Source organism: Geojedonia litorea, assembly GCF_042654525.1.
GTDB classification, from domain to species: Bacteria; Bacteroidota; Bacteroidia; order Flavobacteriales; family Flavobacteriaceae; genus Geojedonia; species Geojedonia litorea.
In genome coordinates this window covers 1,396,320-1,410,901 of sequence record NZ_JBHSGP010000014.1, presented here as the reverse complement: position 1 = coordinate 1,410,901, position 14,582 = coordinate 1,396,320, and the positions used below count along the sequence as shown (strand labels likewise).

Genomic DNA, 14,582 nt, shown 5'->3' with positions numbered 1-14,582 from the left:
TCAGCGAAAACGGAAATCTCACAAATACCAATTGTAATCAAAAAAAATATGATTACTTATATTATCGAATATATTTATCAACTTTTATTACATTTACAACAACAACTATAAACCAATTAGTATCAACCTACATAATCAATAACAGCACATGGGATTTTTTGATTTCTTAACAGAAGAAATAGCCATAGATTTAGGAACAGCAAACACGCTTATTATTCATAACGACAAAGTTGTCGTTGATAGTCCCTCCATTGTTGCTAGAGACCGAATTTCAGGAAAAATAATAGCCGTAGGGAAGGAAGCCAGCATGATGCAAGGTAAAACCCACGAGAATATTAAAACAATCCGTCCATTAAAGGATGGTGTAATTGCAGATTTTGATGCAAGTGAACAAATGATTAATTTGTTTATCAAAAACATACCTGCGTTAAAAAAGAAATTGTTCACACCTGCCTTACGAATGGTGGTTTGTATACCCTCTGGAATTACAGAAGTAGAAATGCGCGCTGTTAAAGAATCCTGCGAACGCGTGAATGGTAAAGAAGTTTATTTGATTCATGAACCAATGGCAGCAGCAATTGGTATTGGGATTGATATTATGCAACCAAAAGGTAATATGATTGTTGATATTGGAGGTGGAACCACAGAAATAGCGGTCATTGCTCTTGGAGGTATTGTATGTGATAAATCGGTTAAAGTTGCAGGTGATGTCTTTACTAATGATATCATTTACTATATGCGTACGCAACACAATCTCTATGTTGGCGATAGAACTGCTGAAAAAATTAAAATACAAATTGGTGCGGCGACTGAAGATTTAGAGCTTCCACCTGATGAAATGAGTGTTCAGGGTCGTGACCTGTTGACAGGAAAACCCAAACAAGTTCAAATTTCGTATAGAGAAATTGCTAAAGCTTTAGATAAATCTATTTTACGTGTAGAAGATTCGGTCATGGAAACCCTATCTCAAACACCACCCGAACTAGCCGCCGATATTTACAACACTGGAATTTACCTTGCTGGAGGAGGATCAATGTTACGTGGCCTTGATAAACGATTGTCTCAAAAAACAGATTTACCAGTATATATTGCCGAAGACCCTCTACGTGCGGTGGTTAGGGGTACTGGGATTGTACTTAAAAACCTTCAAAAGTTTAAAAGTGTACTGATAAAATAATAAACTCTAATGCAACAAATCGTAAATTTTGTTATACGAAACAAAACGTTTCTTTTGTTTTTGTTGCTATTTTGTGTCTCTTTGGGTTTAACCATTCAATCACATTCTTACCACAAAAGCAAGTTTATTAATTCAGCGAACTTTCTTTCAGGAGGAATTTACAATACTACTAGCAACATCAGAGCTTATTTTAGTTTGAAAAAGCAAAATGAGGTTTTAATTGACGAGAATAAAAGGTTAAAATCTATACTTTTTAATTCAGATCAACATGAAGTAGATAATTCAGCATTAGACAGCACTATTGATTTTAATTTCAAATTCAATTCGGCAAATGTTATAAAAAACAGCTATGCTGCTAGTAAAAATTATTTAACTATTGATAAAGGTCAAAACGACAGTATTGTACAGGATTTAGGTGTTATTACTTCCAAAGGAATTGTAGGTATAATAGATAAGGCTTCAAGCAATTACGCTAGAATTCTTTCTATTTTAAATACAAAAAGCAGAATAAACGCGCAACTTAAATCAACTGACCATATTGGCTCCTTAACCTGGAACGCAAAATCTCCAGAATTTGTTCAGCTTATTGATATCTCAAAATTTGCTCCAGTCCGAAAAGGTGATACCATAATTACTGGAGGACAATCCTCAATTTTCCCTAAAGGCATATTAATTGGTCTAATCGATTCGTATACATTGGATGCTAGTGGAGACACTTATACCGTCAATGTCAAATTGTTTAATGACATGACTAATATAGGTCATGTGTATATTATAAAAAATAAGGATTTCAACGAAATCAGATCCTTACAAAATCAAAGAGATGAATAGAACAACTATCAACACGATTTTTGAGTTTTTAGCCCTTGTTCTTGCTCAAGTTTTAATCTTAAACAACATCAATTTTTTAGGGTATATAAGCCCTTATTTGTATATCTTATTCATCATTCTATATCCTGTAAAAAACAATAGGACGCTGTTCGTTTTTTTAAGTTTTTTATTGGGATTAAGTATCGATTTATTTACTGACTCTGGTGGTGTTCATGCAGGAGCTAGCGTTTTCATTGCCTTTATTAGACCACCCATATTAAAATTTTCATTTGGAATGGTTTACGAATATCAAACTATAAAATTTTCTCAAACAGAATTTGGAAATCGATTTATTTATATTTCAATACTTACTGTAATTCATCATTTTATTATGTTTTCTCTTGAGATTTTTAACATCTCTAGCATAATTTTGATACTTCAAAAAACGTTATTTTCAAGTATATTTACTATACTTTTATGTTTAATAACAATAATATTATTTAGCAAAAAGCCTCGATGAGAAAACTACTTTTATTTTCAATAATAATAAGTGTAGGAATCATTTTTATTGGCCGATTGTTTTACTTACAGGTTTATAATCAAACTGCTTATGACCCTTATGAAGACAATGCCATTAGAAAGGTTTATGATTACCCAAAACGCGGTTACGTGTACGACCGCAATGGGAATTTATTGGTTGCGAATCAACCGTCGTATGATGTCATGGTGGTTCCAAGAGAGGTAAAGCCATTAGATACCATTGAGTTTTGTAATTTAGTTAAAATAACCATAGAAGATTTTAAGACCATTTATGAAAAGGCGTATCGATATTCACCTCGATTACCTTCAGTATTTGTGCCTCAACTCTCTAAGGAAGACTATGCGGTTCTGCAAGAGAAAATGCGTAAGTTTCAAGGGTTTTATATTCAAAAACGAACATTAAGAGATTATCAAACTACAATTGGCGCCAATGTTTTAGGTGATATTGGTGAAGTTAGTGTGGCTACAATTGAAAGAAATCCCTATTACAAAATGGGCGACTTAATTGGAAAACAAGGTGTAGAAGCCTCATACGAAGATATTCTAAGAGGTGAAAAAGGGATAAAGTTTATTCAAAAAGATAGGTTCAATCGCGATATAGGACCTTTTAAGAATGGTATTTATGATACACTACCAAAACCTGGGAAGGATATCACTATAACAATTGATGCCCAACTCCAGGAATATGGTGAACTTTTGATGAAAAATAAACGAGGTGGTATTATAGCCATTGAGCCAAGTACTGGCGAAATTTTAGCTATGGTCTCTGGCCCAAGTTATAATCCTAATTTATTGGTTGGTAGAGACCGCTCTAAAAATTATTCAAAAATGCATTATGACACTATTGCTAAGCCTCTATATGACAGAAGTTTATTAGCGCAATATCCACCTGGCTCTCCGTTTAAGGTGATTAATGCTTTAATTGGTTTACAGGAAAACGTAGTCACAACTCAAGAACGATTTTCGTGTCGTATGGGTTATTATTTAGGAAGCAGACGATTAACCGGATGCCATCATCACGCGAGTCCCTTAAGTATGAATGATGGTATTGCTCAATCTTGTAATGCGTATTTTGTTAATGTTTATCGCCGTATAGTAGACAAATATAAAGATCCAGCCAAAGGCATGAACACATGGAGTGAACATGCAAAAAGTTTTGGCCTTGGGAACTTTTTAAATAATGATTTATTTGTTGGAAGACAAGGTCGCATCCCTAATGGTGATTATTATGATAGAGCCTATGGAAAAGGTCGTTGGGGCTCAACTTATATAGTATCTAATGCCATTGGCCAAGGTGAAGTTGAGGCCACGCCAATTCAACTAGCAAATATGGCAGCTGCAATTGCTAACCGGGGCTATTATTACACCCCTCATATTATCAAAAAAATTGAAGGAGACACCATTCCTTCAGCCTATAAAATACCAAATTATACCACAATAGATAAAGAATACTTTGAGCCAGTGATACAAGGTATGTTTGATGTTTATAATAAAGGTACGGCTTCTACCTTAAGAGTTCCAGACATAGAAATATGTGGTAAAACTGGAACTGCTGAAAATTTCATAAAAATTAATGGCGTAAAAACTCAATTGACCGATCATTCCATTTTTGTAGCTTTTGCCCCTAAAGATAACCCTAAAATTGCCATTGCAGTATTTGTTGAAAATGGCTATTGGGGTAGTCGATTTGCAGGTAGAATGGCCAGTTTAATGATTGAAAAATATTTAAAAGGTTATATTACCAGAACCGATATGGAAAATTGGATTTTATCACATAGTTTAGAAAATGAATATGCCAAACCCTATTCTGGTAAACCTTTTGGGATTAATCGTGAAACTGCCTTACAAGTTGTAGAATACGAAAAACCAAAAGAGCATACTCCTAATAAAAACCAAAACGAACGTAATCAATAATGTTCAAAGAAAACCAAAGAAGCCTAAAATTTGATTGGATTACCATTGCACTATTTTTGATGCTAGTAGGTTTTGGATGGCTAAATATAATTTCGGCGTCCCATACCGGTGAAATGTTTAGCTATTTTGATATGAACCAGCGCTATGGTAAGCAGCTTGTATTCATAATTCTTACTTTGGTGCTTATTGTTATAATTTTATCAATTGAGGCCAAATTTTATGAACGGTTTTCAAGTGTGATTTATATAGTGTCTATATTATCACTCATTGGGTTATTTATATTCGGAAAAAACATCAACGGAGCAACATCTTGGTATGCGATTGGAAGTATGACTCTGCAACCTAGTGAATTTGCAAAGTTTGCAACCTCTCTGGCTGTAGCTAAACATATTAGTGATATTCAAACCAATATGAAATCACTTCAAGACCAGATCAAAACCGTTGTACTTATTTCATTACCAGCAATTTTAATTTTATTACAAAATGATGCTGGGAGCACCATTGTTTATGCTGCATTTTTCTTTGTGTTTTATAGAGAAGGTCTACAACAGGTGTATTTAATTCTGGCAGCCATTGTGATTTTACTTTCAGTGGTTACTTTAAAATTTGGGGTATTATCAGCCGTCGGGCTCTCTGCAATTATAATCTTTGGTTTCTACGTCTTAAAAAAGAAACGACGGCCACTTATTATTCAGTCTATTGCTATTTTATTGCTTTGCGTAGGATTCTCATTTGGAGTCAAATTATTTTACGAAAACATCTTAAAAGCACATCAAAAAGATCGAATTAGTCTATGGCTACGATTGGAAAAAGACCCGCAAAAATTGGCCGAAATGAAGAAAACTATTCTTTACAACCTCAATGAATCTGAAAAGGCAATTAGTTCTGGAGGGTTAACAGGAAAAGGCTTTTTGGAAGGCACACGTACCACAGGGAAGTTTGTACCAGAACAAGATACCGATTACATTTTTAGCACAGTTGGTGAAGAATGGGGATTTATGGGCAGTGCCCTAGTTGTAATCCTATTTGTTGCGCTTCTTATAAGGATATTATATTTAGCCGAAGCCCAAAAAAGTCATTTCAGTCGGGTTTATGGCTATTGTGTGGCATCCATTTTATTCATCCATTTTATGATAAATACAGGAATGGTTATGGGTTTGATTCCAACGGTGGGCATACCTCTTCCTTTTTTTAGCTATGGTGGATCAAGTTTGTGGGGCTTTACAATTTTACTGTTTATTTTTGTAAAACTCGATGCGAATAAGGTTAATGATTGGTAAAATAATCTCTTAACCAATATTCTCAATATTCTCGCATTAGGCTTTATTTTAAACTGGCTAAACTAGATTTTAGCGTTTCAATTTTGGCCAAAGCATCCGCTTCCTTTTTACGTTCCATTTCAATGACTTGAGCTGGCGCATTATTTACGAAACGCTCATTGGATAACTTACCTCTAACCGATTTTAAAAATCCTTCTGTATAATTTAATTCTTCCGTGATTTTCTTAATCTCTTCTTCCACATTTATCGCTCCTGAAATAGGAATAAAGTACTCATTAGACTGAACCCTGAAGGTTAAAGCACCTTCAACAGCATCATCAACTGCTTCCATTTTGGAAATGTTACCAAGTTTTATGATGACCTCATCAAAAGATGATGCTAGGTTCTCATTATTTAAAACCGAAAGCTCAATAGTTTCTTTAAATGAAATATTCTTTTCCTTTCTAATATTTCTGATTCCAGAAACAACCTCCTTAACCATTTCAAAATCGGCAATCAATTGGCCATCAAAGGATTCAATTAAAGGATATTGCGCAATAATAAGCGCTTGATCTGGGGTTCGCTCTGAAATATGTTGCCAAATCTCCTCAGTAAGGAATGGCATAAAGGGATGAAGTATTTTCAGATTATTCTCAAGAATACTAATGATGTCTTTATAGGTTTTGCTGTCTATAGGCTGCTGATAACCTGGCTTAACGATTTCCAATAGCCATGAAGCGAAATCATCCCAAACCAACTTATACATAGCCATTAATGCATCTGATAGCCTAAATTTACTGTAGTGATCTTCTATTTCGGCCAAGGTGCTTTGAAATTTCGATTGGTACCAATTAATGGCAACCCTTGAGGATTCTGGTTGGCTAGTATCAGCTACTTCCCAACCTTTTATAAGCCTAAACGCATTCCATATTTTATTGGCAAAACCTTTACCTTGTTGGCATAAATCTTCATCAAACATTAGGTCGTTCCCAGCGGCTGAGCTCAATAGAAGTCCAACACGAACACCATCGGCACCATAATCTTCTATGAGTTTTAAAGCATCAGGCGAATTGCCTAAGGACTTGCTCATTTTTCGGCGTTGCTTGTCACGCACCAAGCCCGTTAAATAAACATTGCTAAATGGTTTCTGTCCTTTATATTCATAACCTGCAATAATCATTCTCGCTACCCAAAAAAACAAAATATCGGGTCCAGTAACTAGATCGTTTGTAGGATAGTAATAATTGACTTCTGCGTTATTAGGATTTCTAATACCGTCAAAAACACTTATAGGCCATAACCAAGACGAAAACCAAGTGTCTACAACATCGGTTTCCTGACGAAGATCAGTCGAATTTAAATTTGGATTGTTAGTTTTTTGCTGTGCTAATTTTACGGCTTCTTCAATGGATAGTGCAACGACAAAATCTTCTTTTCCATCGCCATAATAATACGCAGGAATTTGCTGTCCCCAGCGCAATTGCCGTGAGATATTCCAATCCCTGATGTTTTCCATCCAATGGCGATAGGTATTGTTAAAGCGTTTTGGAAAAAGTTTTATTTCTTCGTCTTCCAAAACAGCTTTAAGTGCCGGTTTGGATAATTTTTCCATGCTTAAAAACCATTGATCAGAGAGTCTTGGCTCAATTACGGCTTTGGTGCGTTCGCTTGTACCAACTTTATGCGTAAGGTCTTCGATTTTTACCAAAAGCCCCATATCTAACAACTCTTTGGCCACATCTGTACGTGCGACTTCTCTTGATTTTCCTTGGTGATGGAGACCAAAACTATTTAATGTCGCATCTTCATTAAGAACATCCACAACTTCTAATTGATGCCTATCACCTATTTCTTTGTCATTAACATCATGCGCCGGAGTAATCTTTAAACAGCCAGTACCAAATTCAATATCCACATAATCATCAGCAATGATTGGCACAACTCTATTACAAATGGGTACAATTACGTTTTTACCTATGAGGTTTGTAAATCGTTCATCATTAGGATTCACACAAACGGCGGTGTCACCTAAAATAGTTTCAGGACGAGTTGTTGCAATGGTTACAAAGCCATCTTCTCCTTCTATTTTATATTTAACGTAATACAGTTTATCTGTTCGTTCAATATGTATAACTTCTTCATCAGATAAGGTAGTTTTTGCTTCAGGATCCCAATTGACCATTCTATACCCACGATAAATGAATCCTTTGTGATATAAATCAACAAAAACTTTGATTACAGCTTCACTCATGTCATCATCCATAGTGAATTTGGTACGATCCCAATCACATGAACACCCTAACTTTTTTAATTGTTCTAGGATTACACCACCATATTGATGCGTCCATTCCCATGCATGCTTTAAAAATTCGTCGCGGGACAAATCATTTTTCTCAATACCTTGCTCCTTAAGTTTAGCTACAACTTTAGCTTCAGTAGCTATGGACGCATGGTCAGTACCTGGCACCCAGCATGCATTTTTTCCTTGTAGTCGCGCTCTTCTTATCAACACATCTTGAATAGTATTATTGAGCATATGACCCATATGCAACACGCCTGTCACATTAGGTGGAGGAATAACAATAGTATATGGCTCTCTATGGTCTGGTTTAGAATGAAAATACTTGTTCTTCATCCAATAGTCATACCACTTGTTTTCTACATTTGATGCTACATATTTTGCCGGAATTTGCATGCTTTGGTATTGTTTTTGTATAATGACTGACAAAAGTACTTATATTTCTTTTTTTGCGAAATTATTGAGCCAAATATTAAGTAGAAAGCGTATATATTATGTTATTAAAATGGTCATACGTCTAATTAATTTTGCAAAAAGCCAAAAAGTAAGTAGTTTTGATTAAATCAATTTAAAATTAAAGTGATGAAAAATGTAATGATAATGTTATTCGTAGGCTTCTTAAGTCTTGGAGTATTTGCTCAAGAAAAAGTTGCTAAAATCGAGTTTAAAACAGATACCATTGATTATGGTACCATTGAAAAAGGTTCTGATGGTCTTCGTGTTTTTGAATTTACAAATACAGGAAATGCACCGTTAATTATATCAAGTGTTAAATCAACTTGCGGATGCACGGTGCCTAAAAAACCAGAAGCTCCTATTATGCCAGGTGAAACTGGGCAAATTGAAGTAAAGTATGATACTAATAGAGTAAACCCAATTAGAAAAACAATTACGGTTATTTCTAATGCCGATACACCAACGGTGGCCTTAAAAATAAAGGGTGTTGTTGTTGACTCCAATAACTCAAGTGTACTGGAAAAGAAGGGTAAAAGCGTAATTGAACAATAGAAATTAATTTGAAAATACTTAAAAGCTTCCCAATTGGGAAGCTTTTTTATTTTAGTGGGTCCTCCAATGTGAATTGAAATGTATAAGGAATAAAATCCCTTTCTATCCTAATTTTTAATCGTTTTCCTTCGCCAGCTCTAAAAAAATGATTGACTTCTTGTAGTGACAAAGTATGTACCTCTTTATTATTGATGGAAATAATAACATCATCCAACATAAGACCCGAAAGCTCTGCTGGGGAACCTTTTCGCAATTCCACAATTCTATAAGCTGGTTTTAAATTGTATCGAAACGTTTCCACCAAATTAATTACAGTATTATCTTCATTGGACCTTCCAAAATTATCATAGGATTTATTGCTATGCTTCTCTCTGACTACCCTAACACCATCCTGTTCAAGTACAATTCCGCTCATATTGTAATGAAATGCGTTTCTAAAATTCCCATTTTTTTTGAGGGTTATTCTAGCACTTCGATAATCCATAATTATATTAAATCGTTTTAATATCTCACCAGCTATACTCCCGTTTCGTTCTTGATGCTTTCGCGCATAACTGATTGAGGTAGAATCAGGAAAAGCTACATTGACCTTTTTAAATTCAAAACTTTTTAAATTAAATGAACTTACACGAGATCGTTTACCATAAACATTACCACTTAAGCCTTTGCCTAAAAAATCAACAAAATACTTATTGTGATGAGTACTCAATCCTAAATTGTCATCTTCAAAAAGCCATAGCGCATCACTGCTACCTGTATCAATAAGAAGTTTCACTGGAATTTTTGATGAATCTAAAGTCACTTCACCTTCCATGTAAGGTTTGTTATTGTAAAAGGATAGATTAAACGCTTCGCACTTTTTGCAATCTTTATACTTATAGGTCTCTGGCCTGTGAAGTTTTAAATATTTCGATTTATAGTTAATTTCAACAACAAAATCCTTAAATAAATCAAATCCTATAATACCATGAACGGGCACTCCTAGCCTTGGCGTAAAATTTATTAAATCATCAAATACCACATAAATATCTTGATTGATGTTAATTGCTTTACCTATTTTAAAAAAGTTTTTCCTAGACTTTACAGCTTCTATAGGTTCTCCACCTCCGAGCCCTCTCAAATAAATAGTTTCTATTTGATTAATCTGCAAGGAGTCTGTATTAGTTATATTGAACAATATAGGCTTACTCACTCCAGAATCAACAAGAAACGAAAGTTCGACACCATTGATCTCCACAGGAATAATGATCAAATTATCAATAAGTTGAAATCTTATCTTATCACTGTTAGCTCGTGGCAAACTAAATTTACTTTGACTATAGCCAATAACGTTAAACGTTATTGAAATCAAAAGAAAAATAAGAAGGTTTTTATTTGTCATAAAAATCTAGTGTTACAACAATTTACAAATCTTTGTTACAACTAAATTTTTTGCCTGTGTTTTTTAAATAAACTTTAAGATAATTTTCGGAACTTTGCTTGATAAATTTGAAGTAATGCCAAAAATTTCCAAAAAAGGGTTGTTAATGCCCGAATCTCCCATACGAAAATTAGTACCATACGCCGAAGCTGCCTATAAACAAGGTAAAACTGTTTATCATTTAAATATTGGGCAGCCTGACATAAAAACACCAGAAGTTGCTCTAGACGCTGTAAAAATACATTCATTAGATATTTTGGCATATTCGCGCTCTGAAGGTTCAGAAGATTATAGAAAAAAAATTGCAGGGTATTATTCTAAAAACAATATTGACGTTACTCATGACGAAATTATTGTAACTACAGGAGGTAGTGAAGCCTTGCTTTTTGCATTCGGAAGTATTATGGATACTGATGATGAAATCATAATTCCTGAACCATTTTATGCAAATTACAATGGATTTTCAACAGCATCTGGTGTAAACGTGGTTCCTGTTATCTCTAAAATCGAAGACAATTTTGCCTTACCGCCAATTGAGGAATTTGAAAAACTCATTACCCCTAAAACCAAGGCCATACTAATTTGCAACCCAGGCAATCCAACTGGCTATTTATATTCCAAAGAAGAAATCAAAAAGCTCGCAAAAATTGTTAAAAAGCACGATTTATTCCTTATTGCTGATGAAGTTTATAGAGAATTTGTCTATGATGGTAAAGAGTTTTATTCTATCATGCAGGAAGAAAGTTTAAAAGATCACGCTATTATGATTGATTCTGTATCTAAACGTTATAGCATGTGTGGGGCACGAATAGGCTATTTGGTTTCAAGAAATAAAGACGTCATAAAAACAGCTCTAAAGTTTGCACAAGCGCGCTTAAGCCCTCCAACTTTGGCACAAATTGCCAGTGAAGCAGCATTAAATACACCTCAAAGTTATTTTGACGAAGTCATTGACGAATATGTGTTACGACGAAACATACTTATCTCTGAACTTGAGAAAATTGAAGGATTAAGAGTGGCTAAACCTAATGGAGCGTTTTATTGTATAGCAGAACTACCAGTAAAAAATGCAGATAACTTTGCGCAATGGCTTCTCGAAAAATTTGATGTCAATGGTGAAACCATTATGGTTGCTCCAGCCGCAGGGTTTTACTCTACTCCAGGAGTTGGACTCAATCAAATAAGAATTGCTTATGTTCTTAATAAGGAAAGTCTTAAAAAATCAGTTGCCATTTTAAAGGAAGCATTAAACGTCTATAAAGATTAATGCACATTCAACACAACATATCTTTAAAACCCTACAACACTTTTGGTATTGATGTTAATGCCAAACATTTTGTATCGGTGCAATCATTAAAGGATTTACAAGAGGTTTTAAGTTTGAAAGCTTATCCTAATAAATTCATTTTAGGTGGCGGGAGTAACATGCTGCTTACCCAAGATATTGAAGCATTAGTTATTCAAATTGATTTAAAAGGTATCGATGTTGTTTCTCAAGACAATGACCATGTCGTTGTTAAAGCTAATGCAGGTGAAAATTGGCATGAATTCGTTTTATGGTGCTTACAGCATAATTATGGAGGTATCGAAAACCTGTCACTCATACCAGGTAATGTTGGTAGCGCTCCAATTCAAAATATAGGTGCCTATGGGGTTGAACTTAAAGATGTTTTTGTTTCGTGTGAAGCAATTGACCTAAAAACCCTCTCATTACAGACTTTTGAAAAATCAGATTGTCAGTTTGATTATAGAGAGTCTATTTTTAAACAAAAGTTAAAAGACAAACTTATTATAACTAGCGTTACCCTTAAGCTCACAGCAACAAACCACAAATTGAATACAGATTATGGCGCAATAACCAGTCAACTGCAAGAATACAACATTACTAAACCATCCATTCAAGATATTTCTAAAGCTGTTATTGCCATTCGTCAAAGTAAATTACCCGACCCTAAAGAGATAGGTAACAGTGGTAGCTTTTTTAAAAATCCTGTTATTAGCAAAACTCAATTTGAAGAGTTAAAAACACAGTTTCCTAGTATTCCAAGTTATGAAGTATCTCCAACCGAAATTAAAATCCCGGCAGGATGGCTAATTGAACACGCTGGTTTTAAAGGTAAAACCTTGGGAAATTTTGGCGTACATAAAAAACAAGCTTTAGTACTAGTAAATTATGGTGGTGCTAAAGGTCAAGAGATACTAAATTTGGCAAGACTCATCCAAAAAACAGTGTTTAAAATTTTCAATGTTTCAATTGAAACCGAAGTTAATATCATCTAATTTAAACTGATTTTAGTTTCAAATTAGTCTTCAAACAATGAAAATCATTAATTAAATAAGGCTTAAAACAATTTAATGAAATTTAAAATTGACAAAATATTAGTAATTTTACCATCCTAACTATTTGAACAATTTAATTGAGCTTGTAATTTATTCTAGTGTATTTACGTTGTTAAAAACTAAACTTTAAACTTTTGAGCACGTCTTTAGAACAAAACATTGTTCAGCTTCTTGAAAAAGCTGACAATCGGGCGCTTAATCTGCTTTACGAAAATTATGCTGATTCGTTATACGGTGTTATTTTACAAGTGACCAAAAACGAAGAATTAGCACAAGATGCACTTCAAGAAACCTTTGTAAAGGTTTGGAAAAATTCAAAAAAATACGATTCAAAAAAAGCCAAGCTTTTCACTTGGTTATATAGAATTGCAAAAAATACTGCCATAGATAAATTACGAAGTTTTAATAATAGATTTGAGAAAGAAGTCCAAATTGAAAAATCAAACGTATATATTCTACCAACATCAAACTTAAATCAGGATGTTTTAGATTTAAGAGATCATGTTGGGCAGTTGGACGATAAGTACCAAATTGTGTTAAAAGCTCTCTTTTTTGAGGGCATGACACAACAGGAAGCCAGCGAAGAGCTAGATATCCCACTTGGTACAATTAAGTCCAGATTAAAAATTGGGTTGAGAGAACTTAAGAAAGTTTATCACCATTAAATGTTGAAAATAATGGAACAAAAGCTACATATCTTTTTACAATCGGGCCTACTCGAGAAATATGTTTTAGGCTCAACCACTCCTAAAGAAAATTTAGAAGTTGAACATTTTATTTCTTGTTATCCTGAAGTTGAAGCAGAATATAATTTACTTCAGACTAATTTAGAAATCATGGCTAAAGCAAATGCCGTTGAAGCTCCAAGATTTATTTTAGACGACATTTTAGAAGCTATAAAGGAAGAAACTCCCTCTACAGAAAATAAGCAAGTTATCCAATTACAGCCTCAAAATTCAAAGACACCTTGGTATAGCATTGCTGCTAGTGCAGCCGCAATTATTTTTGCCGTTACTGCTTTTATGTTATTTCAGTATAATAAAGATTTGGTAAGGGAAAATCAAGTTGTAGTAGACGAAATTTTTGACTTAAGAAGCGATATAGAAAAGAATAATAGCAAATTGGACGATGTGATGAGACAGTTTATGAAACTGAACAATCCTGAAACCGAGAAATATGTATTGAGAGGGAATGCTAGAGCGAAAAACCTTAAAACCGTTGCCTATATAAATGCAGTTGACAAGACGTCAATGATTGATGTTGTTGAATTGCCTCAACTTCCTGAAAACCAAACCTACCAAATTTGGGCCGAATTACAAGATAAAATGGTCAATCTTGGCATTTTAGATGCCTCTAGCAAAAAGCTACAATCTATACCTTATATGGAGAATGCATTAGGGTTAAGTATTACCATTGAACCAAAAAACAGTTTGGCAAACAGGGCAACAGCCGAAAATGAGGTTGCTGAAATTACACTAAAGACTAATCAATAAAAGTAAAACAGAGCATAATTTAAAAACCACTTAAACTAATTAAGTGGTTTTTTTATTGTAAAATCTTAAATATAAAATTCTGCTAAAAACAGTATCTTTGCACAAATATTTTTTAATGAAACTTCTACTAATTACTTTAATTCTTCTTGGTTTAGGCATTGCGGGAATTGCAATTAAACTTTGGGCAAAAAAGGATGGCAAATTTGCCGGTACGTGTGCGAGCCAAAACCCTATGCTTAATAAAGAAGGTGAAGCTTGTGGCTTTTGTGGCAAGACACCTGATCAATTTGAAAACTGTAACGAACCTCAACACTCTTAACGG

12 protein-coding genes are annotated in these 14,582 nt (G+C 34.2%); 10 read left to right on the top strand and 2 right to left on the bottom strand.

All coding sequences use genetic code 11. The features are described from left to right. Window positions 1–148: 148 nt before the first annotated feature. The 4 genes from ACFO5O_RS14175 (at window position 149) to rodA (ending at window position 5,721) form a co-directional block, all read left to right on the top strand. A complete protein-coding gene (locus ACFO5O_RS14175; protein WP_387964895.1) occupies window positions 149–1,177 on the top strand; it encodes a rod shape-determining protein in 1,029 nt (342 codons plus the stop codon). 9 nt (window positions 1,178–1,186) lie between these two features. Beyond that, window positions 1,187–2,008 carry a rod shape-determining protein MreC gene (gene mreC, locus ACFO5O_RS14170; protein ID WP_387964893.1) on the top strand — a complete coding sequence of 274 codons (822 nt, stop codon included), beginning with the start codon at window positions 1,187–1,189 and terminating at the stop codon, window positions 2,006–2,008. Window positions 2,009–2,503: 495 nt separating this feature from the next. Further along, window positions 2,504–4,441, top strand: coding sequence for a penicillin-binding protein 2 (gene mrdA, locus ACFO5O_RS14165; protein ID WP_387964891.1), 1,938 nt, complete (start codon window positions 2,504–2,506; stop codon window positions 4,439–4,441). Next, a complete protein-coding gene (gene rodA / locus ACFO5O_RS14160) occupies window positions 4,441–5,721 on the top strand; it encodes a rod shape-determining protein RodA (protein ID WP_387964889.1) in 1,281 nt (426 codons plus the stop codon). The genes mrdA and rodA overlap by 1 nt, the downstream gene beginning before the upstream one ends. A 43-nt stretch (window positions 5,722–5,764) precedes the next feature. Here rodA and ACFO5O_RS14155 read toward each other — a convergent pair whose 3' ends face one another. After that, window positions 5,765–8,395 (bottom strand): valine--tRNA ligase, encoded by a 2,631-nt coding sequence (locus ACFO5O_RS14155; protein ID WP_387964887.1) that lies wholly within the window; start codon window positions 8,393–8,395, stop codon window positions 5,765–5,767. A 186-nt stretch (window positions 8,396–8,581) separates the two neighbouring features. Here ACFO5O_RS14155 and ACFO5O_RS14150 point away from each other — a divergent pair, with 186 nt between their 5' ends. Continuing rightward, the gene (locus tag ACFO5O_RS14150; RefSeq protein ID WP_387964885.1) at window positions 8,582–9,007 is read left to right on the top strand and encodes a DUF1573 domain-containing protein; all 426 of its coding nucleotides are present in this window, start codon (window positions 8,582–8,584) and stop codon (window positions 9,005–9,007) included. Window positions 9,008–9,053: 46 nt separating this feature from the next. Here ACFO5O_RS14150 and ACFO5O_RS14145 read toward each other — a convergent pair whose 3' ends face one another. After that, entirely contained in the window at window positions 9,054–10,388 is a 1,335-nt protein-coding gene (locus ACFO5O_RS14145) for a retropepsin-like aspartic protease (protein WP_387964883.1), read from the bottom strand. 115 nt (window positions 10,389–10,503) lie between these two features. Here ACFO5O_RS14145 and ACFO5O_RS14140 point away from each other — a divergent pair, with 115 nt between their 5' ends. The 5 genes from ACFO5O_RS14140 to ACFO5O_RS14120 all read left to right on the top strand — a co-directional run bounded on the left by ACFO5O_RS14140 (window position 10,504) and on the right by ACFO5O_RS14120 (window position 14,579). Continuing rightward, entirely contained in the window at window positions 10,504–11,694 is a 1,191-nt protein-coding gene (locus ACFO5O_RS14140; protein WP_387964881.1) for a pyridoxal phosphate-dependent aminotransferase, read from the top strand. Continuing rightward, window positions 11,694–12,707, top strand: a complete 1,014-nt coding sequence (gene murB, locus ACFO5O_RS14135) for a UDP-N-acetylmuramate dehydrogenase (protein WP_387964879.1) — start codon at window positions 11,694–11,696, stop codon at window positions 12,705–12,707. Before ACFO5O_RS14140 ends, murB begins: the two co-directional genes overlap by 1 nt. 194 nt (window positions 12,708–12,901) lie before the next feature. Further along, window positions 12,902–13,432 carry an RNA polymerase sigma factor gene (locus ACFO5O_RS14130; RefSeq protein WP_387964877.1) on the top strand — a complete coding sequence of 177 codons (531 nt, stop codon included), beginning with the start codon at window positions 12,902–12,904 and terminating at the stop codon, window positions 13,430–13,432. 12 nt (window positions 13,433–13,444) lie between these two features. Next, window positions 13,445–14,260: an anti-sigma factor domain-containing protein gene (locus ACFO5O_RS14125; protein ID WP_387964875.1), complete on the top strand. Its 816-nt coding sequence runs from the start codon at window positions 13,445–13,447 to the stop codon at window positions 14,258–14,260. A gap of 115 nt (window positions 14,261–14,375) precedes the next feature. Continuing rightward, window positions 14,376–14,579: a membrane or secreted protein gene (locus ACFO5O_RS14120; RefSeq protein ID WP_387964873.1), complete on the top strand. Its 204-nt coding sequence runs from the start codon at window positions 14,376–14,378 to the stop codon at window positions 14,577–14,579. Window positions 14,580–14,582: the final 3 nt, after the last annotated feature.

Coding starts and splice junctions, on each gene's coding strand:
- ACFO5O_RS14175 (WP_387964895.1), top strand. CDS start 149: ATGGGATTTTTTGATTTCTTAACAGAAGAAATAGCCATAGATTTAGGA.
- mreC (WP_387964893.1), top strand. CDS start 1,187: ATGCAACAAATCGTAAATTTTGTTATACGAAACAAAACGTTTCTTTTG.
- mrdA (WP_387964891.1), top strand. CDS start 2,504: ATGAGAAAACTACTTTTATTTTCAATAATAATAAGTGTAGGAATCATT.
- rodA (WP_387964889.1), top strand. CDS start 4,441: ATGTTCAAAGAAAACCAAAGAAGCCTAAAATTTGATTGGATTACCATT.
- ACFO5O_RS14155 (WP_387964887.1), bottom strand. CDS start 8,395: ATGCAAATTCCGGCAAAATATGTAGCATCAAATGTAGAAAACAAGTGG.
- ACFO5O_RS14150 (WP_387964885.1), top strand. CDS start 8,582: ATGAAAAATGTAATGATAATGTTATTCGTAGGCTTCTTAAGTCTTGGA.
- ACFO5O_RS14145 (WP_387964883.1), bottom strand. CDS start 10,388: ATGACAAATAAAAACCTTCTTATTTTTCTTTTGATTTCAATAACGTTT.
- ACFO5O_RS14140 (WP_387964881.1), top strand. CDS start 10,504: ATGCCAAAAATTTCCAAAAAAGGGTTGTTAATGCCCGAATCTCCCATA.
- murB (WP_387964879.1), top strand. CDS start 11,694: ATGCACATTCAACACAACATATCTTTAAAACCCTACAACACTTTTGGT.
- ACFO5O_RS14125 (WP_387964875.1), top strand. CDS start 13,445: ATGGAACAAAAGCTACATATCTTTTTACAATCGGGCCTACTCGAGAAA.
- ACFO5O_RS14120 (WP_387964873.1), top strand. CDS start 14,376: ATGAAACTTCTACTAATTACTTTAATTCTTCTTGGTTTAGGCATTGCG.